The sequence below is a fragment of the Streptomyces sp. SP18CS02 genome (assembly GCF_036322365.1).
Classification (GTDB): domain Bacteria; phylum Actinomycetota; class Actinomycetes; order Streptomycetales; family Streptomycetaceae; genus Streptomyces.
Map to the genome: position 1 here is coordinate 466,346 of NZ_JAQYXC010000303.1, position 20,403 is coordinate 486,748.

14 protein-coding genes and 1 pseudogene are annotated in these 20,403 nt (G+C 72.4%); 10 read left to right on the forward strand and 5 right to left on the reverse strand.

What is annotated here, in order from left to right; genetic code table 11:
- Positions 1-136: 136 nt before the first annotated feature.
- Positions 137-919: pseudogene (locus PUR26_RS33000) on the forward strand (hypothetical protein); the annotation flags it as partial.
- A 188-nt stretch (positions 920-1,107) separates the two neighbouring features.
- Here PUR26_RS33000 and PUR26_RS33005 read toward each other — a convergent pair.
- A complete protein-coding gene (locus PUR26_RS33005) occupies positions 1,108-1,590 on the reverse strand; it encodes a MarR family winged helix-turn-helix transcriptional regulator (RefSeq protein WP_329878285.1) in 483 nt (160 codons plus the stop codon).
- A gap of 231 nt (positions 1,591-1,821) precedes the next feature.
- Here PUR26_RS33005 and PUR26_RS33010 point away from each other — a divergent pair, with 231 nt between their 5' ends.
- Together PUR26_RS33010 and PUR26_RS33015 are read left to right on the forward strand one after the other, a co-directional pair.
- On the forward strand, positions 1,822-2,646 hold the full coding sequence (locus PUR26_RS33010; RefSeq protein WP_329878287.1) for a lysozyme: 825 nt from the start codon (positions 1,822-1,824) through the stop codon (positions 2,644-2,646).
- A gap of 124 nt (positions 2,647-2,770) precedes the next feature.
- On the forward strand, positions 2,771-3,112 hold the full coding sequence (locus tag PUR26_RS33015; RefSeq protein WP_329878289.1) for a hypothetical protein: 342 nt from the start codon (positions 2,771-2,773) through the stop codon (positions 3,110-3,112).
- An 85-nt stretch (positions 3,113-3,197) separates the two neighbouring features.
- Here PUR26_RS33015 and PUR26_RS33020 read toward each other — a convergent pair whose 3' ends face one another.
- A complete protein-coding gene (locus PUR26_RS33020) occupies positions 3,198-5,996 on the reverse strand; it encodes a M4 family metallopeptidase (protein WP_329878291.1) in 2,799 nt (932 codons plus the stop codon).
- A gap of 184 nt (positions 5,997-6,180) precedes the next feature.
- Here PUR26_RS33020 and PUR26_RS33025 point away from each other — a divergent pair, with 184 nt between their 5' ends.
- Together PUR26_RS33025 and PUR26_RS33030 are read left to right on the forward strand one after the other, a co-directional pair.
- Positions 6,181-7,209, forward strand: coding sequence for a helix-turn-helix domain-containing protein (locus tag PUR26_RS33025; protein WP_329878293.1), 1,029 nt, complete (start codon positions 6,181-6,183; stop codon positions 7,207-7,209).
- A gap of 29 nt (positions 7,210-7,238) precedes the next feature.
- Positions 7,239-8,063, forward strand: coding sequence for a trypsin-like serine peptidase (locus PUR26_RS33030; protein WP_329878295.1), 825 nt, complete (start codon positions 7,239-7,241; stop codon positions 8,061-8,063).
- A 209-nt stretch (positions 8,064-8,272) separates the two neighbouring features.
- Here PUR26_RS33030 and lon read toward each other — a convergent pair whose 3' ends face one another.
- A complete protein-coding gene (lon, locus tag PUR26_RS33035) occupies positions 8,273-10,681 on the reverse strand; it encodes an endopeptidase La (RefSeq protein WP_329878297.1) in 2,409 nt (802 codons plus the stop codon).
- 258 nt (positions 10,682-10,939) lie between these two features.
- Between lon and PUR26_RS33040 the strand changes: the two genes are divergently transcribed.
- The gene (locus tag PUR26_RS33040; protein WP_329878299.1) at positions 10,940-11,572 is read left to right on the forward strand and encodes a GNAT family N-acetyltransferase; all 633 of its coding nucleotides are present in this window, start codon (positions 10,940-10,942) and stop codon (positions 11,570-11,572) included.
- Positions 11,573-11,698: 126 nt separating this feature from the next.
- Here PUR26_RS33040 and PUR26_RS33045 read toward each other — a convergent pair whose 3' ends face one another.
- Positions 11,699-12,490, reverse strand: a complete 792-nt coding sequence (locus tag PUR26_RS33045; protein WP_329878301.1) for a hypothetical protein — start codon at positions 12,488-12,490, stop codon at positions 11,699-11,701.
- 103 nt (positions 12,491-12,593) lie between these two features.
- On the reverse strand, positions 12,594-13,403 hold the full coding sequence (locus tag PUR26_RS33050) for a rhomboid-like protein (protein WP_329878303.1): 810 nt from the start codon (positions 13,401-13,403) through the stop codon (positions 12,594-12,596).
- A 183-nt stretch (positions 13,404-13,586) separates the two neighbouring features.
- Here PUR26_RS33050 and PUR26_RS33055 point away from each other — a divergent pair, with 183 nt between their 5' ends.
- The 4 genes from PUR26_RS33055 to PUR26_RS33070 all read left to right on the forward strand — a co-directional run bounded on the left by PUR26_RS33055 (position 13,587) and on the right by PUR26_RS33070 (position 20,280).
- Entirely contained in the window at positions 13,587-14,252 is a 666-nt protein-coding gene (locus PUR26_RS33055; protein ID WP_329878304.1) for a spermidine synthase, read from the forward strand.
- 85 nt (positions 14,253-14,337) lie between these two features.
- Positions 14,338-15,075 carry a response regulator transcription factor gene (locus PUR26_RS33060; protein WP_329878306.1) on the forward strand — a complete coding sequence of 246 codons (738 nt, stop codon included), beginning with the start codon at positions 14,338-14,340 and terminating at the stop codon, positions 15,073-15,075.
- Positions 15,072-16,154, forward strand: coding sequence for a HAMP domain-containing sensor histidine kinase (locus tag PUR26_RS33065; protein ID WP_329878308.1), 1,083 nt, complete (start codon positions 15,072-15,074; stop codon positions 16,152-16,154). Before PUR26_RS33060 ends, PUR26_RS33065 begins: the two co-directional genes overlap by 4 nt.
- 310 nt (positions 16,155-16,464) lie before the next feature.
- Positions 16,465-20,280 carry a multifunctional oxoglutarate decarboxylase/oxoglutarate dehydrogenase thiamine pyrophosphate-binding subunit/dihydrolipoyllysine-residue succinyltransferase subunit gene (locus tag PUR26_RS33070; protein WP_329878310.1) on the forward strand — a complete coding sequence of 1,272 codons (3,816 nt, stop codon included), beginning with the start codon at positions 16,465-16,467 and terminating at the stop codon, positions 20,278-20,280.
- Positions 20,281-20,403 lie beyond the last annotated feature (123 nt).

Here is a 20,403-nt window from a genome sequence, read left to right on the forward strand (position 1 = left end):
CCCCCGCTTTGGCAGGATGCCCGCCCGCACCTTCCCGGATCCTTCAATTCCGCTTTACCGCGCGGACCGAGCTGCCGGTACAGGGCAATTCCCGGCCTTTGCGGGCGCTGTGAAGAATTCATGCAGACTGGGCTCCATGCACACCGCGATCGCCTCCGTCCCGGGAGACCGGCAACGCCCCAACGAGGACTGGGCATCCGTGGCCCTTCCCCCGTCGGGCCAAGGCGGAGTCGTGGTCCTGCTGGACGGGGTGACCCCACCGGAGGGCGATGTGGGTTGTGTGCATCCGGTCCCCTGGTTCACCACCCGGCTCGGCGGCGCCTTGACCGAACTGTCCGGTTCACGGCCGGACCTGCCCCTGGCCGAGATCCTGGCGGAGGCAATCCGGCGCACCGCCGACATCCACCGCGACACATGTGACCTTTCTCACGCACGCACACCCCAGGCGACAGTGGTCCTGGCGCGCTGGGACGCGCGGTCCCTGGAACATCTGGTGCTGTCCGATTCGGCGCTGCTGCTGGAGGCGCCCGACGGCGGGGTGCGGGCCGTCCTGGACGACCGGCTCGACCGGCTGCCGCCCGGTTCGCTGGTGAGCAACGCGGTCGCCGACGCCACGGTGCGCAACAAGGAGGGCGGGTTCTTCACGGCAGCGGCCGACCCCTCGGTGGCCGCCCGCGCGGTGACGGGCCGTACGCCGCTCACGCGGGTCCGGGCCCTGGCGGCGCTGACCGACGGGGCCGCCCGCTGGACGGAGGTCTTCGGCGCGGGCGACTGGACCCAGACCTTCCGGGTGCTGCGGGAGGAGGGCCCGCGAGGGCTGATCGGCCGGGTGCGCGAGCTGGAGGAGGCGGACACCGCCCGGGTCTTCCTGCGTCGGGGCAAGAAGCACGACGACGCGACGGCGGTGTACGCGGAGCTCCATGACCTCCCGCTCCCGGCAGCCCCGGGCCCGACGGGTTCGACGGGTTCGACGGCGTCCGGCCGGGGCCCCCGCCCGGGTCCGCAGGGGCCACGGGCGGGCGCGGGCGCCGGCGAGGACGCGGCGGCCTCCCCGGCCGGTCCCGTGGGAGACGGCCCGCGGGCCGGGCGGGACGTTCCGGACACGGCCTAGCTCTCGGCCCGGGTGTTCAGCTGGTGCAGCAGCCGGGCCAGTTCGGCGACCTCGGCGCGGTCCCAGCCGGCGAGCTTGCGGACGTAGCGCTCGCGTCGCGCGTCGCGCACCCGGCGGAAGCGGGTCCTGCCCTCGTCGGTGAGACGGACGAGGGAGGCGCGCCCGTCGGCGGGGTCCGGCTCGCGGGCGACCAGGCCCAGGTCCTCCAGGGCGCGCAGCTGGCGGCTCATGGTCGCCTTGCCGACGCCGAAGTATCCGGCGAGCTCCGTCGCGCGCTGGTGTCCGGTCTCCTCCAGGCGTACGAGCAGTCCGTACGCCGCGGGTTCGAGCTCGGGGTGGACCTCGCGGGCCATTTCGCCGGAAGAGGCGCGAGCACGGCGCAGGAAGACCGCCAATTCCCTTTCCAGGCTCAGGAATTCGTGGTCCACACCACATTCCTCCGTAGGCCGGCCTTCACTCCCCGTACCGCTTCCGTGCACGTCAGCACCCCTCGCGCGCTTTCCGAATCCTGAAAGTTTCTTTCGGCGACGGCCATCACCGCAGCTCGCGTCAGTATTTCGCAGGCGTAGACCACCGGCACCACATGACCCCCCTTCCACAACGCGGGTCTACGTGCGTAGCGTTCGACATGACATGTGCACACCATTCCAGGTGTCGATCCCCACCATGTCCGCCCGAGCTCCCCCACCGAGGCCTTTCGGAGGCACGCAATGCCCGTGCACAGATCCGGAACGACCCGCACCAGCCGCCCGGCCGTGATCGCGACCCTCCTCGCGGTCCTGGCCCTCGTCCTCACCCTCCCGGGCACGGCGACCGCCGCCGACAAGCCCGCCCGCGGAAGCGCCCACATGGGCATGGGCGTCGCCGCCCACGACGGGGTCGGCGGTCTGCCGGCCGACACCCGCGTCATCCAGACCGAAGGCGTGGACGTCTCCAGCCACCAGGGCAACGTCAACTGGTCGTCGCTGTGGTCCAGCGGCGTGAAGTGGGCCTATGCGAAGGCGACCGAGGGGACGTACTACAAGAACCCCTACTTCGCCCAGCAGTACAACGGCTCCTACAACGTCGGCATGATCCGTGGCGCGTACCACTTCGCCACCCCCGACACCACCACCGGCACGGCCCAGGCCGACTACTTCGTCAACAACGGCGGCGGCTGGTCCGGCGACGGCAGGACGCTGCCGGGCGTCCTCGACATCGAGTGGAACCCCTACGGGGCGGCCTGCTACGGCAAGAGCCAGTCCGCGATGGTGACCTGGATCCGTGACTTCCTGAACCGCTACAAGGCCCGCACCGGCCGTGACGCGGTGATCTACACCGCCACCACCTGGTGGACCCAGTGCACCGGCAACTACAGCGGCTTCGGCGCCTCCAACCCGCTCTGGGTGGCCCGCTACAACACCACCGTGGGCGAGCTCCCGGCCGGCTGGGGCTTCTACACGATCTGGCAGTACACCTCGTCGGGCCCGATCGTCGGCGACCACAACAGGTTCAACGGCGCCCTGGACCGCGTCCAGGCCCTCGCCAGGGGCTGAACGGCCCCGCGCACCGGCCGGGCGGCGGCCCGTCCGCCGGTGCGCGCTCCCGCCCTCGCGCCGCTCCCCTTGACAGCCCGCGGACCCCTCCGCCACACAGGGGACCCGGGAACAGGGAGGGCCGATGGAACCACCAGCCGTGCGGGTGTTGCTCAGCAGCCGCGTCGGACGCCATGTCATCGGACTCGTCGCCATCGGTGACGAGCAGTACATCACCGTCGGCTCACACCGCTTCCTGGTCCGTCCGGGGTTGCGGGTGACCCACCGGCACCGCTTCCTGCGCAACACCCTCACGGTCCGGGAGCCGGGGCGGCCGCCCGTCGTCGTCCGCTACCGGCTCCGCTGGTGCTTCCAGACGGCGCCGTACTGGGAAGTGGCCTACGACTACTGGTCGGCCCTCGGGGACGATCCCGGACTCGAACTGACCGACGCGGTGGGCGGCGACTCCGACTGGCGGGAGATCTGACGGAGGGACCCCCGGCGCACGGGCGCCGGGGGTCCTGTTCACCGCGGTCCGCGGGTCGGCCGCACAGGTTCCCCGCGGTCGCGGGTCAGCCGCACAGGCCGGCCGGGCGGGTCCGCGTCACCAGGTTCGTCCAGCCCGTGGTGCCGTCGATCCACACCACCTGGGTCCCGGAGACCGCCGCCGGGGAGAGCTGCTCGCCCCGGTTGCACGAGACGCGCTCCTTGCGGGAGCCGTCGGTGGCCAGCTGCCAGTTCTTGGCCAGGGTCTCGTTGCGCCAGGCCGTGTCCGGCAGGGCCGCGTTGACCGTGACCGCCGTCTCGGAGACCGTCAGATCGAAGGTGATCAGCGCACCCGGCTTGGCCTCGCCGCTGATGTCGTACGCGCCGGTGCCGTCGAGGTCCGCGCGCCGGACGGCCATCTGACCGTCGTCGGCGAGGTTCTCGTCGGAGAGCCAGAAGACGTGCCGGGCGTTGATGCCGGTCTGCCCCAGCCCCTGCGCCGCGCCCAGGGTCTCGGTCAGGGTCGTCCGGCCGGTCGTGAGGTCGTAGACCTCGACGCCGAGCAGGTAGTCGTCCTTGCCGGGGTAGAGCTTGGCGTAGGCGAGCCTGCCGTGGGCGATCGACGGCAGGGCCGTACCGAGCTCGAAGCGGCCGCCGTCCACGAAGGTGGGACGGGTGTCGCCCGGGCGCAGGAAGCCGACGTGACGGCCGCCGAAGCCGTCCGACGCCTCGAAGACGGTCACACCGCTGTCGACCCGCAGTCCGGAGACCTCGGAGTCGGAGGTGTACAGCTTCTTGATGGGGCCGCCCGCGAGCGGGCGGGACAGGACGTCGACGCCGGTCGCGCCGTACGCCGCCCACACCACCGTCCTGCCGTCGGTCGCCGGGGAGACGTGGTAGCGGCCGTCGTTGGGGCTGATCAGCCTGGGCGTTCCGGTGCCGTCGGCGCGGCCCGCGTAGACGGAGTACGGCTCCGTGCCGTCGTCGTTGGACCGGGAGGCCGTCCACCAGCCTCCGCCCGCCTGGACCCCGGTCCCACCGGTGTTCAGCTTGCCGAACAGCTCGTCGGAGTCGACGCCCAGCGCGTCCTCCCAGCCCGCGACGACGCCGTGGGCGTTGAAGGACCGCTTGGCGGTGTTGAGCTGCTGCGGCGTGACGCCCAGGTCCTTTGCCGCGGACAGCACGGCGTTGCGGGCGTCGGTGAAGCCGTCGAGCGGGGTCAGGTACTCGGACAGCGCCTTGTAGACGATCCGGTCGGCGAGCTCCCCGCCCAGGTCCTGGCGCATGTCCCACAGCGCGCCGGAGAAGACGGTCGAGTTGAGGTGCACGCCGCCGTTGTCGGTGCCGAAGGCCACGCCCAGGAAGTTCTTCGAGGTGGTCGCTCCGTCGTTGAGGTCGCGCAGGGCGCACGCGCGCGGCGCGGCCGTGCGGCAGAGGTTCTCACCGATCAGGCCGGAGTCGCGGTCGTCCATGGAGACGCCGGCGGCGGTGATGTCGATCGCGTTGCCGAAGTAGTCGGCGATCGCCTCGTTCAGGGCGCCGGACTGACCCGCGTACACCAGGTTGGCGGTGTTCTCGACGACCCCGTGCGTCATCTCGTGGCCGACGACGTCGAGGTCGGCGGAGAGCGGCTTGTACTCCCTGTCCCCGGAGCCGTACACCATCTTGGTGCCGTCCCAGAAGGCGTTCACGTACGGCATGCCGGACTCGGTGACGCCGACGAGCGAGTTGACGGACGTGCCGCGCCCGTCGAGGCCGCTGCGGCCGTGCTGCTGCTTGTAGTAGTCGTAGACCCGCCCGGCCGCCCAGTGCGCGTCGATCGCGCCCGAGTCCGTGGCCTCCGTCCCGAACTCCGCGGTGGCGGAGCCGAACTCCCCGATGCCGGTGGGCCAGACGCCCGCGACGTCGTTGACGTCCTTGCCCCGCGCGTCCCAGGTGCTGAGGCTGTTCCTGCTGCTGTCGGCCATGCGGGCGTGGTCGGCCAGCACGTACTGGCCACGGGCCTCCGAGCGGCGGACGTTCAGGTCGACCCTGGTCCCGTCGAGGAGCTTGCCGCCGCCCGTGGTGCCCGGGTGCGGGGCGGGGTCGCCGGCCGCCGCCCGGCCCGCCGGGGCCGGTCCGGCCGCCGGGGCGGTCCTCGGCGGCGTGAACGTCCTGATGCCGCTGAACTGGAGGACCGGGAAGCCGGCGCGGGCGTCGACGTACACCTGCTGGAGCACCGGTTCACCGGTCGACGGGTCCGTGCCGCGCACGGTCACGTGGTACGTGAGGACGCCCTCGCCGCGCGGGATCACCACCAGGCCCCCGGCGGTGCCGCTCAGAGCCCCGGCGTTCTCGGAGGGGGCGCCCTTCCGGCGTACCGCGTCGGCCTTGGTGAGCCGCTTGCCGCCGAGCCGCTCCAGGGTCGCGGCGACCGCGCGCCGCACGGCCACGTCCTTGGCGACGGACGGCTCCGTGCCGGTCCGCAGGCCCGTGAAGTACTTGCCCGAGGTGCCGGTGACGACCCGCTTGCCGTCCTCGGCCTCCATCCGCACCACGTACTGACCGCCGAGGACCGGGACGCCCCGGTGCTTCTGCTGCAGCCGTACGGTCTCGTCCTCACCCCGTTCGACGGTCTGCACGGGGGCGAGATCACGCCCAGGATCGGTGATCTTGTAGCGGCCCTCCTTGGCGGCGAGATGGCCGAGTGCCGCGTCCGCCGGGCTCGCCTTGGCATCGGCCGCCTCGCGGATCCCCTCGACCAGGGCGGGGGTCGCCGTCTCGGCCCCCGGGATGACGTCGGCCGGCGGCGCCGCGGCGGGCGCGGGCGCCGCCTGGGCCGTGGCAGCGGTGATCAGCAGTCCCGCGGCGGCGAGCAGCGCCGCCGCTCCGGCCCCCGTCCCCATGCCGGATCTCGCTGCGTATGTCCTGGGTTCGCGCACAGTCCGTACCCCTCCCACGTGCAGGTGAGACGTTCAGTGGTCATGCCCATGCAATAGGCGGGGATCCAAGGCGGCAATGAGACAAGGGCGTTGAGAAGTGGACACCCCCACTTGTGTGTCCCGTGAAGACGGAGTGAGAATCCGACGCATGATCCAGGGGGAACTGACCACTCTTGGCCTGGGCAGGACCGAGGAACGCGCCTACGAAGCGCTGCTCAAGGAACAGGCTGAAGGAACCGACCAATTGGCCCGGCAGCTCGGCCTGCCGAGGGAGCGGCTCGACGCCGCGCTGGACCGGCTCGTCGAGCACGGCTTCGCCCGGCCGCCCGATCCGGGGGACGAGGACGGCCTGCCGCACCCGGCCGCACCCGCCGTGGCCATCCGTACGCTGATCCACCGGCGCCAGGCGGAATTGCACCAGAGGTCGGCGGAGCTGGAGCGGCTGCGGATGGCCGCCGACCAGCTCGCGGGGCGGCTGACGGCGGGCTCTCCCGTGGCCGCGGCCGCGGATCGCGGTATCGAGGTACTGACCGGCCGGGCGGCCATCGACGAGCGGGCCGACCACCTGCTGGCGGGGGCCCGGCGCGAGGTGCTGATCCTGGACCGGCCCCCCTGGGCGCGGGCCGGGCTGGGGGCCACCGGGTGCCCGGGCCGTCCGGGGCTGGACGTCGGACCGCTGCTGGCACGGGGCGTCGAGGTGCGGGCCGTGGTGGACCGGACGGGGCTCGCCCTGCCGGGGCGGGCGCGCGCGCTGACCGTTCTGGCCCAGCGGGGGCTGCGGTTGCGGATCGCGACCGGTGTGCCGACCAGGCTGGTCGCGGTGGACCGGCGCCTGACCCTGCTGCCGCCCGCCGACACCGCCGGCACCGCGGTGTCCGCCCTGCTGGTCGGCGACCCGCTGCTGCGCGACGCGCTGGTGCCGCTGTTCGACACGGTGTGGGAGCGGGCGACGCCGTTCGGGGGCGCGGACGCGCCGGGGGTGGCGCCCCCCGGGCCGCAGCGGGAACTGCTCGCGCTGCTGGCGGCCGGGCTCAAGGACGAGGCGATCGCCCGCCGGCTGGGCGTCCACGTCCACACGGCCCGCCGCCGGATCAGCCGGCTGCTGGAGTCGCTCGACGCCCGGACGCGGTTCCAGGCGGGCGCTCAGGCGACGTCGCGCGGCTGGCTCGACTCCTGAACCCGCGCGGGTGGGCGAGGATGGGCCGTATGCGCTGTCGGAAGCTGTGGGTGTGGGCCGCCGTCGCCGTGCTGACCTGCGCGACCGGATGCGCGGGGCTCTCGCGCCCGGCGCCGCGCGGAGGGGCGGGCGAGGCGTCGGGCCGGGCGGCGGACGCGTCGCCGCCGACGGGCCCGGCCCCGCAGCGCACGGCCGCCCCGTCCGGCGGGCTGCCGTCGGTCGGCGTGCTGCTCGACGCGGACGGCCACTGGTGCACGGCGAGCGTCGTGGACAGCCCCCGGGGGAACGTGGTGGCGACGGCCGCGCACTGTGTGTACGGGGACGAGGGCGCCGTACGGGACGTCGCGTTCGCGCCCGGGTTCCACGGGGCGGGCGAGGGCACCGCGCCGTACGGCACCTGGCGGGTCCGCGCGGTCGAGGTGGACCGGGCGTGGGAGCAGGACGCCGACGACGCCCGTGACTACGCCTTCCTGACCCTGGAACCGGACGGGCGGGGCCGCGAGGTGCAGCGGGTGGTGGGGGCCGCGGTGCCCGACTGGGAGTCGGGGCCGCGCCGCCGGGTGACGGTCGTCGGCTATCCGAACCAGGACCACAACCCGGCCAACGGCCCCATCTCCTGCACCACCGACACGGTGCCCGACCCGGACCTCGCGGGCTCCATGGTGATGGAGTGCGCCGGCTTCTGGGACGGCACGAGTGGCAGCCCCTGGCTGGCGGACCAGCGGGACCCGAAGCGGCCGGGCCGTCTGATCGGCGTACTGAGCGGCGGTGACACGGACACCGAGTCGACGGCGGTGCTGTTCGACGCGCGGGCCCGCGAGCTGTACACCCGGGCGGCGGCACCGGCGTCCTGAACCCGCGCGGCCCGCCGCCCCGGGCCTGGGGGTGTCTCGCCTCCGGCGGTGGGCCACGGCTCCCGGGAGGAGTGCTCGCCGCCGGGTCGGGCCGCGGCTCCGGGGGCGGGCGCGCTCGCGTACGGCGCGCTTCGGCCGCCGTACGCGAGCGGCCCGCGGCCGCGCCGTGCGGCGCGGTCGCGGGCCGGAGCGTCCGCGCGGTCCGCCGGTCAGGCCGCGGCGGCCACCGGGATCTCCGCCGTCGCCGGCGAGAGGGCGATCTCCAGGACCTGCCGTACGTCCGCCACCGGGTGGACCTCCAGCTTGTCGAGGATCTCGGCCGGGACGTCGTCCAGGTCCGCCTCGTTCCGCTTGGGGATCACCACCGTGGTGACGCCCGCGCGGTGGGCCGCCAGCAGCTTCTGCTTGAGCCCGCCGATCGGGAGCACCCGTCCGGTCAGGGACACCTCACCGGTCATCGCCACGTCCGTACGGACCTGGCGGCCGCTGAGCAGCGAGGCGAGGGCCGTCGTCATGGTGATGCCCGCGCTCGGCCCGTCCTTGGGGACCGCGCCCGCCGGGAAGTGGATGTGCACGCCCCGGTCCTTGAGGCCGGTGACCGGGAGCTCCAGCTCGGCGCCGTGCGAGCGCAGGAAGCTGAGCGCGATCTGCGCGGACTCCTTCATCACGTCACCGAGCTGGCCGGTCAGCGTCAGCCCCGCGCCGCCCGTCTCCGGGTCGGCCAGCGACGCCTCGACGAACAGGACGTCGCCGCCCGCGCCGGTGACCGCGAGCCCCGTGGCCACGCCCGGCACCGCGGTGCGGCGCTCGGCCGGGTCCTGGGCGGACTCGGGCACGTGGTGCGGGCGCCCGATGAGTCCGCGCAGGTCGGCGTCCGTGAGGACGGCCGGCAGCTCGCGCTCGCCGAGTTCGTGCTGGGCGGCGACCTTGCGCAGCAGCCGCGCCACGGCCCGCTCCAGGTTCCGTACGCCCGCCTCCCGGGTGTACTCCCCCGCGAGGCTGCGCAGCGCCGACTCCTCCAGGGTGACCTCGCCGGGCTCCAGTCCGGCCCGCTCCAGCTGGCGCGGGAGCAGGTGGTCGCGGGCGATCACGACCTTCTCGTCCTCGGTGTACCCGTCGAGCCGGACCACCTCCATGCGGTCGAGCAGCGCCTCGGGGATCGCTTCGAGGACGTTCGCCGTGGCGAGGAACACCACGTCCGACAGGTCGAGTTCGACCTCCAGGTAGTGATCGCGGAACGTGTGGTTCTGGGCCGGGTCCAGCACTTCGAGCAGGGCGGCCGCGGGGTCGCCCCGGAAGTCGGAGCCGACCTTGTCGATCTCGTCGAGCAGGACCACCGGGTTCATGGATCCGGCCTCCTTGATGGCCCGCACGATCCGGCCGGGCAGCGCGCCGACGTAGGTGCGCCGGTGGCCGCGGATCTCCGCCTCGTCGCGCACCCCGCCGAGGGCCACGCGGACGAAGGAGCGCCCCATCGCGTGGGCGACGGACTCGCCGAGCGAGGTCTTGCCGACGCCGGGAGGGCCGACCAGCGCGAGGACCGCGCCGCCGCGCCGCCCGCCGACCACGCCGAGGCCCCGGTCGGAGCGCCGCTTGCGCACGGCCAGGTACTCGGTGATGCGTTCCTTCACGTCGTCGAGGCCCGCGTGCTCGGCGTCCAGGACGGCCTTGGCGCCCCGGATGTCGTACTCGTCCTGGGTGCGCTCGTTCCACGGCAGCTCCAGCACCGTGTCGAGCCAGGTGCGGATCCAGGAGCCCTCGGGGCTCTGGTCGCTGGACCGCTCCAGCTTGTCGACCTCCTTGAGGGCGGCTTCGCGCACCTTCTCCGGCAGGTCGGCGGCCTCGACGCGGGCCCGGTAGTCGTCGGTCTCGTCGCCCGCCTGCTCGCCGTTGAGGTCGCGCAGCTCCTTGCGCACCGCTTCGAGCTGACGGCGCAGCAGAAACTCGCGCTGCTGCTTGTCGACGCCCTCCTGGACGTCCTTGGCGATGGACTCGGCGACGTCCTGCTCGGCGAGGTGCTCACGGAGCTGCTCGGTGGCGAGCCTGAGGCGGGCGACCGGGTCGTCGGTCTCCAGCAGCTCGACCTTCTGCTCCAGGGTCAGGAAGGGCGAGTAGCCGGAGTTGTCGGCGAGGGCGGAGACCCCGTCGATCTGCTGGACCCGGTCCACGACCTGCCAGGCGCCGCGCTTCTTCAGCCAGCTGGTGGCGAGCGCCTTGTACTCCTTGACGAGCTCGGCGACCGCGCCGGGCAGCGGATCGGGCACGCTCTCCTCGACGGTGGTGCCCTCGACCCACAGCGCCGCGCCGGGGCCGGTGGTGCCCGCGCCGATCCTCACCCGGCCGCGGCCCCGGATGAGCGCGCCGGGGTCGCCGTCCGAGAGCCGGCCGACCTGCTCGACGGTGCCGAGGACGCCGGTGGCGGCGTAGGTCCCGTCGACGCGCGGCACGAGCAGCACGGCCGGCTTGCCCGGCGTCGACCGCGCGGCGGCCTGGGCGGCCTCCACCGCGGCCCGTACATCCGCGTCGGACAGGTCGAGGGGTACCACCATCCCGGGCAGCACGACCTCGTTGTCGAGCGGCAGCACAGGCAGGGTGAGCGGTGTGGTCGTCGAAGCCATGATCTCCCCTAAGGCAGTGAAGTTGAGCTGTACAGACTCAATGCATCTGCGCCCGGGAGTGTTCCCCCATCGCGTTCGCTCTGAGCGATCACGTCTTCGCCGTATGTGCCCCGGTCAGCGCCCGCCGGCACCCGCCCATTCCCCGAGGGGTGGCCCGCCCCCGCGCACGCGCGGCACTCACCGGCCCGGGTGCGCCGCTTCGGCGATCACCGCGAAGGGGCCCTTCCGAACGGCCGGTTCCGCGTGTGTAATAACCCCATGGACAGTTCAGCTATTACAGCGGCCTGGGTCCGGGGGTGGGCCGTGTCCCGGGGCACGCCCGCCCCCATCGAGGAGCCGTGGGGTTACCGCATCGACGTCGGGCTGCCGCGGCACGTGCTGCGGCACGTCCTTCCGGAGCCGGACGAGAGGTCCGTGCGCGAGCTCTGCGCGTCGATCACCGAGCCGGACGTCTGGCTCAAGGTGCTCGCCGGGCCCGATGAGGCGGCGGACTGGATCCCGCCCGGGTGGACCGTCCCCGACGATCCGGGATTCATGATGTACACGGAGCTGCGCGCCACCCGGCCCCCGGCGCTGCCCGCCGGGTACACCCGGGAGGTCGACGCCTCCGACGGGGTCGTGCGGGTGCGGATCTCGGCGCCGGACGGATCACTCGCCGCACGCGGCCAGACGGCGCCGACGGGCCGTACGGCGGTGGTGGACCTGATCGAGACCTGCCCCGGCCACCAGCGCAAGGGCCTGGGCCGCCACGTCGTACGGACCCTGGAGAACGCGGGCTTCGAGGCGGGCGCGCGCACGGGCGTCCTGGGCGCGACCGTCGAGGGCCGGGCGCTCTACGAGGCGCTGGGCTGGCACCACCAGGGGCCCTTGACGGGAATCGTGCGGACATGACGCCGGGTGGCCCTCCGTCCCGTCGACGGAGGGCCACCCGGTGCGGTGACCGCCCGGGCCCCTCGTCCGGATCCCGCCGGGCTCGATCCGGCCCGATCCCGACGAGGGGCGCGCGGCGGCGTACCGTCAGGGGCAGCCGGAGATGGAGCTGCGGGCGCGGTCCGGGCTGGCGTGCTCGACCTTGCAGGTGTCCTGGCCGAGGCCGCCGTCCACCACGCCCCAGCCGGGGCCGGCGAGCAGCACCTTGTCGCCGGTGGCGCGGATGGTGTCCTGGCCGGGGCCGCCCTGGATGGTGCCGCCGGTCTCGTTGCCGACGCCCTTGGCCTCGATGAGGTCGTTCTCGCTGCCGCCGAGCACCCGGCCGCCGAAGTCGACGACACCGGTGTAGATGCGGTCGCTGCCGTCGTTGCCGAAGACCTGGCCGCCACCGCGGGCGTGGTCGCCGGGCGAGCCGAAGACGCTACCGGTGGTGATCTTGTCGTTGCCCTGGTCGCCGTAGACCGTGGCGCCGTGCTCGGTGGTACCGATCACCGTCGGGACGATGATGGTGTCGTCGCCCGTACCGCCGCGCAGGGTGCTGGATGCCTCGCGCGGGAGCAGCTGGCTGGTCTGGATGGTGTCGTTCCCGTCCCCGCCGAGGACCTGGGAGTCGATGATGAGGCCCTTGACGCGGATGTTGTCGTCACCCCCGCCGCCCCAGACGATGACGTTCTCGACATCGTTCTCGCATTCGATGATGTCGTTGCCGGCCGTACCGAAAACGGTCTCGCCGGGGGGCACCGCGGCGCCGTTGACCACGCAGTGATGGGACGGCAGCCTGTCATCGGCCTGCACCGGGCCCGCCGCGAAGGAGGCGACGGCGAGAACGGTGGCGGTCAGAGCCAGGCGGCGCGCGGCGGTGCGCTGCAGTCGGGGCATGGGGATCTCCTGTTGCGAAGCGACTCGGACGCCTTTACAATGCGCCCCTAAAGTCGCTTTTGCCCGTATTTGCTCCACGTCTCGGCGTGTATCGGGGTGTCGCTCACCCGCCCGGCCCCCTCCCGCTCGCGCGCAGCCGGACGAGCGGCCAGCACGCGACCCCGATCAACAGCGCCATCGGATGGCCCCAGTCGGCGAGCGGGTCCTCGAGCGCCAGCAGGTCCTGGACCAGCATCACGGACGCCGAGCCGAGCACGACGCCCCGTCCCACCGGGCCGAGCAGCCCGGCCAGCGCGCCGACGCTCGCCATCAGCCCGAAGCTGATGCCGTAGTCGAGGCGGTGCAGCGAGCTCCCCGGCAGGTACCCGGCCAGCACCGACAGCCCGACCGGGATCTCGGTGGCCAGCGTCGCCACCACGTGCCCGAGCACGAAGACCGCGGCCGTCCGCCGCGCGCCCGTGCGCCGCTCCAGGGCGGTGAGGACGACGACGAAGCCGATGGCGTACGGGGAGAACAGCCCGCCCGCCACCCACAGCGCACTGGCCACCAGCACCAGCAGCGGCGTCCTGGCGAGATGGGCGACATCCGTACTGGAGCCGTGCAGCAGCGCGGAGACCGTGGCCGGATCGCCGTACTCGGCGAAGAGCGAGGTGGCGAGCAGGACGAGCGCGTAGCCGAAGGTGAAGGGCGTACCGGTGGGCGTGGGCAGCAGCCGCGTCCAACGGCGCCACCCGGCCCGGCCTCCCGGCACGGCCGGGGCCGGTCCGGCGGCCGCGGTCGCGTCCGGGCCGGGCCCCGGCACCTCGGCGCCCGGCGCCACCTCCACCGGGACCGGCCCGGAGGGCGGAACGCCGTGCGCCGGCCCGATGTCACCGCGCGCCCCGCGCGCCTCCAGCCGATGCACCGCCCCCAAGGCCCTTCCGTGTCGACGACCCCGCGATCAACCTTGCCCTACCCCACACGATCACCGGCCCGCATCTCGGTGAGGTTCCTCACACGTGCGTCCCGCGGCACAACCTTCCGGCCGGACCGGGCGTCTTCGGTAAACATCCCGAAGACGCCCCCCGGGCCCGGGCCCCGCCGTACGCTGAGGATCATGGTTCTGACGCTCGATCGGCGTGTTGGCCCCTACGGCGAAGTGGTGCTGCGGCAGCGCGGCGACCGCTTCGAGATCATCGCCAACGGCACCTTCCTGATGGACACGTCCGACGGCCGCTCCGAGCGGCTCCTGGTCGACGCGGCCCGCGAGGCCCTCGACGGCCGGCCGGCCCCCGCCGTCCTCATCGGCGGCCTCGGCGTCGGCTTCTCGCTGGCCCACGCGGTGGCGGCCGAGAACCGCCCCTGGGGCCGTATCGCGGTGGTCGAGCGCGAGCAGGCGATCATCGACTGGCACCGCGAGGGCCCCCTCTCGGCGATCTCCGGCCGGGCCCTCGCGGACCCCCGCACGGCGCTGCTCCACACCGACCTGATCGAGTACCTCCACACCTCGCCCGACCGCTACGACGCGCTCTGCCTGGACATCGACAACGGCCCGGACTGGACCGTCACCGAGGACAACGGCGGCCTCTACTCGCCGTCCGGTCTGGCCGCCTGCGCGGCCCGCCTCCACCCGGGCGGAATCCTCGCCGTCTGGTCCGCCCGGCCCTCCGCGGATTTCGAGAGGTCATTGCGGAATGCCGGGTTCAGCGGGGTAACAACCGAAGAGATCCCGGTTGCCCGGGGCGTCCCGGACGTGGTCCACCTCGCCGTTCGCCCTGCGTAGCCGGGACGCGGTCGGTGCCTTTACGCTGCTGACCGAACACACGGATCTACACGCGGCTCGCGCGGGACGCGACAGGGGCGGGGCGATGGAGCAGACACACACCAGCCACACCGGGACGGCGGTCACACAGGGTGCCCAGCGCCGGGTGCTGGTCGTCGAGGACGACACCACCATCGTCGAGGCCATCTCCGCCCGGCTCCGGGCCGAGGGCTTCCTCGTCCAGACGGCGACGGACGGCCCCGCGGCCGTCGACGCGGCCGAGGCATGGCAGCCCGACCTGATGGTCCTCGACGTGATGCTGCCGGGCTTCGACGGCCTGGAGGTGTGCCGGCGGGTACAGGCGCAGCGTCCGGTCCCGGTGCTGATGCTGACCGCCCGGGACGACGAGACCGACATGCTGGTCGGGCTCGGGGTCGGCGCGGACGACTACATGACGAAGCCGTTCTCGATGCGGGAGCTGGCGGCCCGGGTGCACGTGCTGCTGCGCCGGGTGGAGCGGGCGGCGCTGGCCGCCGTGACGCCGCGCAGCGGCATCCTGCGGCTGGGCGAGCTGGAGATCGACCACGCGCAGCGCCGGGTACGGGTGCGCGGTGAGGACGTGCACCTCACGCCGACCGAGTTCGACCTGCTGGTCTGCCTGGCGAACACGCCCCGCGCGGTGCTCTCCCGCGAGCAGCTGCTCGCCGAGGTGTGGGACTGGGCCGACGCCTCCGGCACCCGCACCGTGGACAGCCACATCAAGGCGCTGCGCCGGAAGATCGGCGCCGAGCGCATCCGCACGGTCCACGGGGTCGGCTACGCGCTGGAGACCCCCGCGCCATGACCTCGCTGCGGTCGAGGCTCCGGTCGATCTCGATCTCGATCAAGACCAAGCTGGGCACCCTCGTGGTCGTCTCGGTCTTCATCACGACCGGTCTGCTGATGGTCGCGCTGCGCACCGAGACCGAGCTCCGCTTCATCACGGTGTTCTCGGTGATCGCCACGCTGCTGATCACCCAGTTCGTGGCCCACGGCCTGACCGCGCCGCTGGACGAGATGAACACGGTCGCCAAGTCCATCTCGCACGGCGACTACACGCGCCGGGTGAGCGGCGCGGGGCGCCGCGACGAGCTGGGCGACCTGGCCTCCACCATCAACCGCATGGCGGACGACCTGGAGGCGGTGGACCGGCACCGCAAGGAGCTGGTCGCCAATGTCTCGCACGAGCTGCGCACGCCCATCGCGGCGCTGCGGGCGGTGCTGGAGAACGTCGTGGACGGCGTCTCGGCGGCCGACCCGGAGACCATGCGGACCGCGCTGAAGCAGACCGAGCGGCTGGGCCGGCTGGTCGAGACGCTGCTGGACCTGTCCCGGCTGGACAACGGCGTCGTCCCGCTGAAGTCCCGGCGCTTCGAGGTGTGGCCCTATCTCTCGGGCGTACTGAAGGAGGCCAACCTGGCCGCCGCGCAGCGGGCGCTGAGCTCGGGCTCGGGCCATCACACCCGTACGGACGTCCATCTGCACCTGGACGTGTCGCCGCCGGAGCTGACCGCGCACGCGGACGCGGAGCGGCTGCACCAGGTGGTGGCGAATCTCATCGACAACGCGGTGAAGCACTCGCCGCCGCACGGGCGGGTGACGGTACGGGCGCGGCGCGGGCGGCTGCCGGAGTCGCTGGACCTGGAAGTGGTCGACGAGGGCCCGGGGATCCCGGAGTCGGAGCGGCACAAGGTCTTCGAACGGTTCAACCGCGGCAGCGTCCAGGCCCCGCACGGGCCGGGCAGCGACGGCGGTACGGGGCTGGGGCTGGCGATCGCCCGCTGGGCCGTCGATCTGCACGGGGGCCGCATCGGAGTGGCCGAATCAGCACGTGGATGCCGCATACAGGTCACTCTTCCGGGCATCTCTCAGTCACGCGTTTGACGTAGGGTTCGAACCGGAACGGCGATGTCCGCACGGCGTCGGCCGCTCCGGTGGAACCGGCGCCCGCACCGGGACGTACGTACGCGGGACGTGATCAGGGTCGCGGTCCATCGGGGACCGTCGCCGCGCTCCGGCGTACCCGATCACGGCTGAACCACGCTTGTTTCCCGCCATTTCTTCCCGCGAAACCCGGCTTCTGGTGTGACTTAGGCGACGATGGCACGCCCGGTCTGCACCTCCACGCCAGGGAGGCGTAGCCTTTATTTCCGCTGTCCATCACCTTGTGAAGCGGAAGAGGGCGGTTGCCGCCGTGTCGTCTCAGTCCCCCAGTAACTCGAGCATCTCGACCGACCAAGACGGGCAGGGTCAGAACCCTGCCGCCGCGTTCGGTCCCAATGAGTGGCTCGTCGACGAGATCTACCAGCAGTACCTCCAGGACCCGAATTCGGTCGATCGTGCCTGGTGGGACTTCTTCGCCGACTACAAGCCGGGCGCGTCCGGCTCGGCGGACAAGCCCGCGGGCGAGGGTGCCGTAGCCGCGGGGGCTGCGGGTACCGCACAGCCCGCCGCCCCGGCCAAGGCCCCTGCCGCCCCGGCGCAGGCCGCCGCTCCCGCCAAGGCCCCGGCCCCGGCCCCGGCAGGCGAGCCGGCCGCGCAGGCCCCGGCCCCGGCCGCGAAGCCGGCCGCACAGGCCCCGGCGGCCAAGCCCGCCGCCGCGAAGCCGGCCGCCAAGGCCGCGCCCGCCACCGAGGCCTCCGACGCCCCCGAGCTGGTGCCGCTGCGCGGCCCGTCCGCCGCGGTCGCGAAGAACATGAACGCCTCGCTGGAGGTGCCGACCGCCACGTCGGTCCGCGCCGTCCCGGTGAAGCTGCTCTTCGACAACCGGATCGTCATCAACAACCACCTCAAGCGCGCCCGGGGCGGGAAGATCTCCTTCACGCACCTCATCGGGTACGCGATGGTGCAGGCGATCAAGGCCATGCCGTCGATGAACCACTCCTACGCGGAGAAGGACGGCAAGCCGACCCTGGTGAAGCCGCCGCACGTCAACTTCGGCCTCGCCATCGACCTGGTGAAGCCGAACGGTGACCGTCAGCTGGTCGTCGCGGGCATCAAGAAGGCCGAGACGCTCAACTTCTTCGAGTTCTGGCAGGCGTACGAGGACATCGTCCGCCGCGCCCGGAACAACAAGCTGACGATGGACGACTTCACCGGCGTCACCGTCTCGCTGACCAACCCCGGTGGCCTCGGCACCGTCCACTCGGTCCCGCGCCTGATGCCCGGACAGTCGGTCATCATGGGCGTCGGATCGATGGACTACCCCGCCGAGTTCCAGGGCACCTCGCAGGACACCCTGAACAAGCTGGGCATCTCCAAGGTGATGACCCTGACGTCGACCTACGACCACCGGGTCATCCAGGGCGCCGCGTCGGGCGAGTTCCTGCGCATCGTCGCGAACTTCCTCCTCGGCGACGAGGGCTTCTACGACGAGATCTTCGAGGCGCTGCGGATCCCCTACGAGCCGGTCCGCTGGCTGAAGGACATCGACGCGTCGCACGACGACGACGTCACCAAGGCCGCCCGCGTCTTCGAGCTGATCCACTCCTACCGGGTCCGCGGCCACGTCATGGCCGACACCGACCCGCTGGAGTACCGCCAGCGCAAGCACCCCGACCTGGACATCACCGAGCACGGCCTCACCCTGTGGGACCTGGAGCGCGAGTTCGCGGTCGGCGGCTTCGGCGGCAAGTCGATGATGAAGCTGCGCGACATCCTCGGCGTCCTGCGCGACTCGTACTGCCGCACCACCGGCATCGAGTTCATGCACATCCAGGACCCGAAGCAGCGCAAGTGGATCCAGGACCGGGTCGAGCGCCCGCACTCCAAGCCGGAGCGCGAGGAGCAGCTGCGCATCCTGCGCCGTCTGAACGCCGCCGAGGCGTTCGAGACCTTCCTCCAGACGAAGTACGTCGGCCAGAAGCGTTTCTCGCTGGAGGGCGGCGAGTCCGTCATCCCGCTGCTCGACGCGGTCATCGACTCGGCCGCCGAGTCGCGCCTGGACGAGGTCGTCATCGGCATGGCCCACCGCGGCCGTCTGAACGTCCTCGCGAACATCGTCGGCAAGTCGTACGCGCAGATCTTCCGGGAGTTCGAGGGCAACCTCGACCCGAAGTCGATGCACGGCTCCGGCGACGTGAAGTACCACCTGGGCGCCGAGGGCACCTTCACCGGCCTGGACGGCGAGCAGATCAAGGTCTCGCTCACCGCCAACCCCTCGCACCTGGAGGCGGTCGACCCGGTCCTGGAGGGTGTCGTCCGCGCCAAGCAGGACGTCATCAACAAGGGCGGCACGGACTTCACCGTCCTGCCGGTCGCCCTCCACGGTGACGCGGCCTTCGCCGGCCAGGGTGTCGTCGCCGAGACGCTGAACATGTCGCAGCTGCGCGGCTACCGCACCGGCGGAACGGTCCACATCGTCATCAACAACCAGGTCGGCTTCACCGCCGCCCCGGAGTCGTCGCGTTCCTCGATGTACGCGACCGACGTGGCCCGCATGATCGAGGCGCCGATCTTCCACGTGAACGGCGACGACCCGGAGGCCGTGGTCCGCGTCGCGCGGCTCGCCTTCGAGTTCCGCCAGACGTTCAACAAGGACGTCGTGATCGACCTCATCTGCTACCGCCGCCGCGGTCACAACGAGGGCGACAACCCGCAGTTCACCAACCCGCAGATGTACAACCTGATCGACAAGAAGCGTTCGGTGCGCAAGCTGTACACCGAATCGCTCATCGGTCGCGGCGACATCACGCTGGAAGAGGCGGAGCAGGCGCTCCAGGACTTCCAGGGCCAGCTGGAGAAGGTCTTCGCGGAGGTCCGCGAGGCCACCTCGCAGCCCGGCCCGGCGCACAGCCCCGAGGCCCAGGCCGAGTTCCCGGTCGCCATCACCACCGCGGTCTCCCAGGAGGTCGTGAAGCGGATCGCCGAGTCCCAGGTCAGCATCCCGGAGCGGATCACGGTCCACCCGCGTCTGATGCCGCAGATGCAGCGTCGCGCGGCCTCCGTCGAGGACGGCACGATCGACTGGGGCATGGGCGAGACCCTGGCCATCGGTTCGCTGCTGATGGAGGGCACCCCGGTCCGGCTGTCCGGCCAGGACACCCGCCGCGGCACCTTCGGCCAGCGCCACGCGGTGCTGGTGGACCAGGAGACGGGCGAGGACCACACCCCGCTGCAGTACCTCTCCGAGGACCAGGCCCGGTTCAACGTCTACGACTCGCTGCTCAGCGAGTACGCGGCGATGGGCTTCGAGTACGGCTACTCGCTGGCCCGCCCGGAGTCGCTGGTCATGTGGGAGGCCCAGTTCGGTGACTTCGTCAACGGCGCGCAGACCGTCGTGGACGAGTTCATCTCCTCGGCCGAGCAGAAGTGGGGCCAGACCTCCGGCGTCACGCTGCTGCTGCCGCACGGCTACGAGGGCCAGGGCCCGGACCACTCGTCCGCCCGCCCCGAGCGCTTCCTCCAGATGTGCGCGCAGAACAACATGACGGTCGCCATGCCGACCCTGCCGTCGAACTACTTCCACCTGCTGCGCTGGCAGGTGCACAACCCGCACCACAAGCCGCTCATCGTCTTCACCCCGAAGTCGATGCTGCGTCTGAAGGCGGCGGCCTCGAAGGCGGAGGAGTTCACCAGCGGCGGCTTCCGTCCGGTGATCGGCGACGAGTCGGTGGACGCGAACGCGGTCCGCAAGGTCGTCTTCTGCGCGGGCAAGGTCTACTACGACCTGGACGCGGAGCGGACCAAGCGCGGCGTCACGGACACGGCGATCATCCGTGTGGAGCGTCTGTACCCGCTGCCGGGTGCCGAGCTCCAGGCGGAGATCTCCAAGTACCCGAACGCCGAGAAGTACCTGTGGGCCCAGGAGGAGCCGGCGAACCAGGGTGCCTGGCCGTTCATCGCGCTCAACCTGATCGACCACCTGGACCTGGCCGTCGGCGCCGACATCCCCGGTGCCGAGCGCCTGCGCCGCATCTCGCGGCCGCACAGCTCGTCCCCGGCGGTCGGCTCGGCCAAGCGCCACCAGGCGGAGCAGCAGCAGCTGGTCAACGAGGTCTTCGAGGCCTGACCGGCCGAGCGGTACGTACGTCGGGAGGGCCCGGCCCCGCGGTGACGCGGAGCCGGGCCCTCCGGCGTGTCCGGACGGGCCGGGCCGGAACCGTCCGCCGGCCGGGGCGCCCGCGGGGCCGGG

Excerpts from the sequence above, each read along its gene's own strand:
- PUR26_RS33010 (WP_329878287.1), top strand. The coding sequence starts at position 1,822 with ATGCCCGTGCACAGATCCGGAACGACCCGCACCAGCCGCCCGGCCGTG.
- PUR26_RS33015 (WP_329878289.1), top strand. The coding sequence starts at position 2,771 with ATGGAACCACCAGCCGTGCGGGTGTTGCTCAGCAGCCGCGTCGGACGC.
- PUR26_RS33020 (WP_329878291.1), bottom strand. The coding sequence starts at position 5,996 with ATGGGGACGGGGGCCGGAGCGGCGGCGCTGCTCGCCGCCGCGGGACTG.
- PUR26_RS33025 (WP_329878293.1), top strand. The coding sequence starts at position 6,181 with ATGATCCAGGGGGAACTGACCACTCTTGGCCTGGGCAGGACCGAGGAA.
- PUR26_RS33030 (WP_329878295.1), top strand. The coding sequence starts at position 7,239 with ATGCGCTGTCGGAAGCTGTGGGTGTGGGCCGCCGTCGCCGTGCTGACC.
- lon (WP_329878297.1), bottom strand. The coding sequence starts at position 10,681 with ATGGCTTCGACGACCACACCGCTCACCCTGCCTGTGCTGCCGCTCGAC.
- PUR26_RS33040 (WP_329878299.1), top strand. The coding sequence starts at position 10,940 with ATGGACAGTTCAGCTATTACAGCGGCCTGGGTCCGGGGGTGGGCCGTG.
- PUR26_RS33045 (WP_329878301.1), bottom strand. The coding sequence starts at position 12,490 with ATGCCCCGACTGCAGCGCACCGCCGCGCGCCGCCTGGCTCTGACCGCC.
- PUR26_RS33055 (WP_329878304.1), top strand. The coding sequence starts at position 13,587 with ATGGTTCTGACGCTCGATCGGCGTGTTGGCCCCTACGGCGAAGTGGTG.
- PUR26_RS33060 (WP_329878306.1), top strand. The coding sequence starts at position 14,338 with ATGGAGCAGACACACACCAGCCACACCGGGACGGCGGTCACACAGGGT.
- PUR26_RS33065 (WP_329878308.1), top strand. The coding sequence starts at position 15,072 with ATGACCTCGCTGCGGTCGAGGCTCCGGTCGATCTCGATCTCGATCAAG.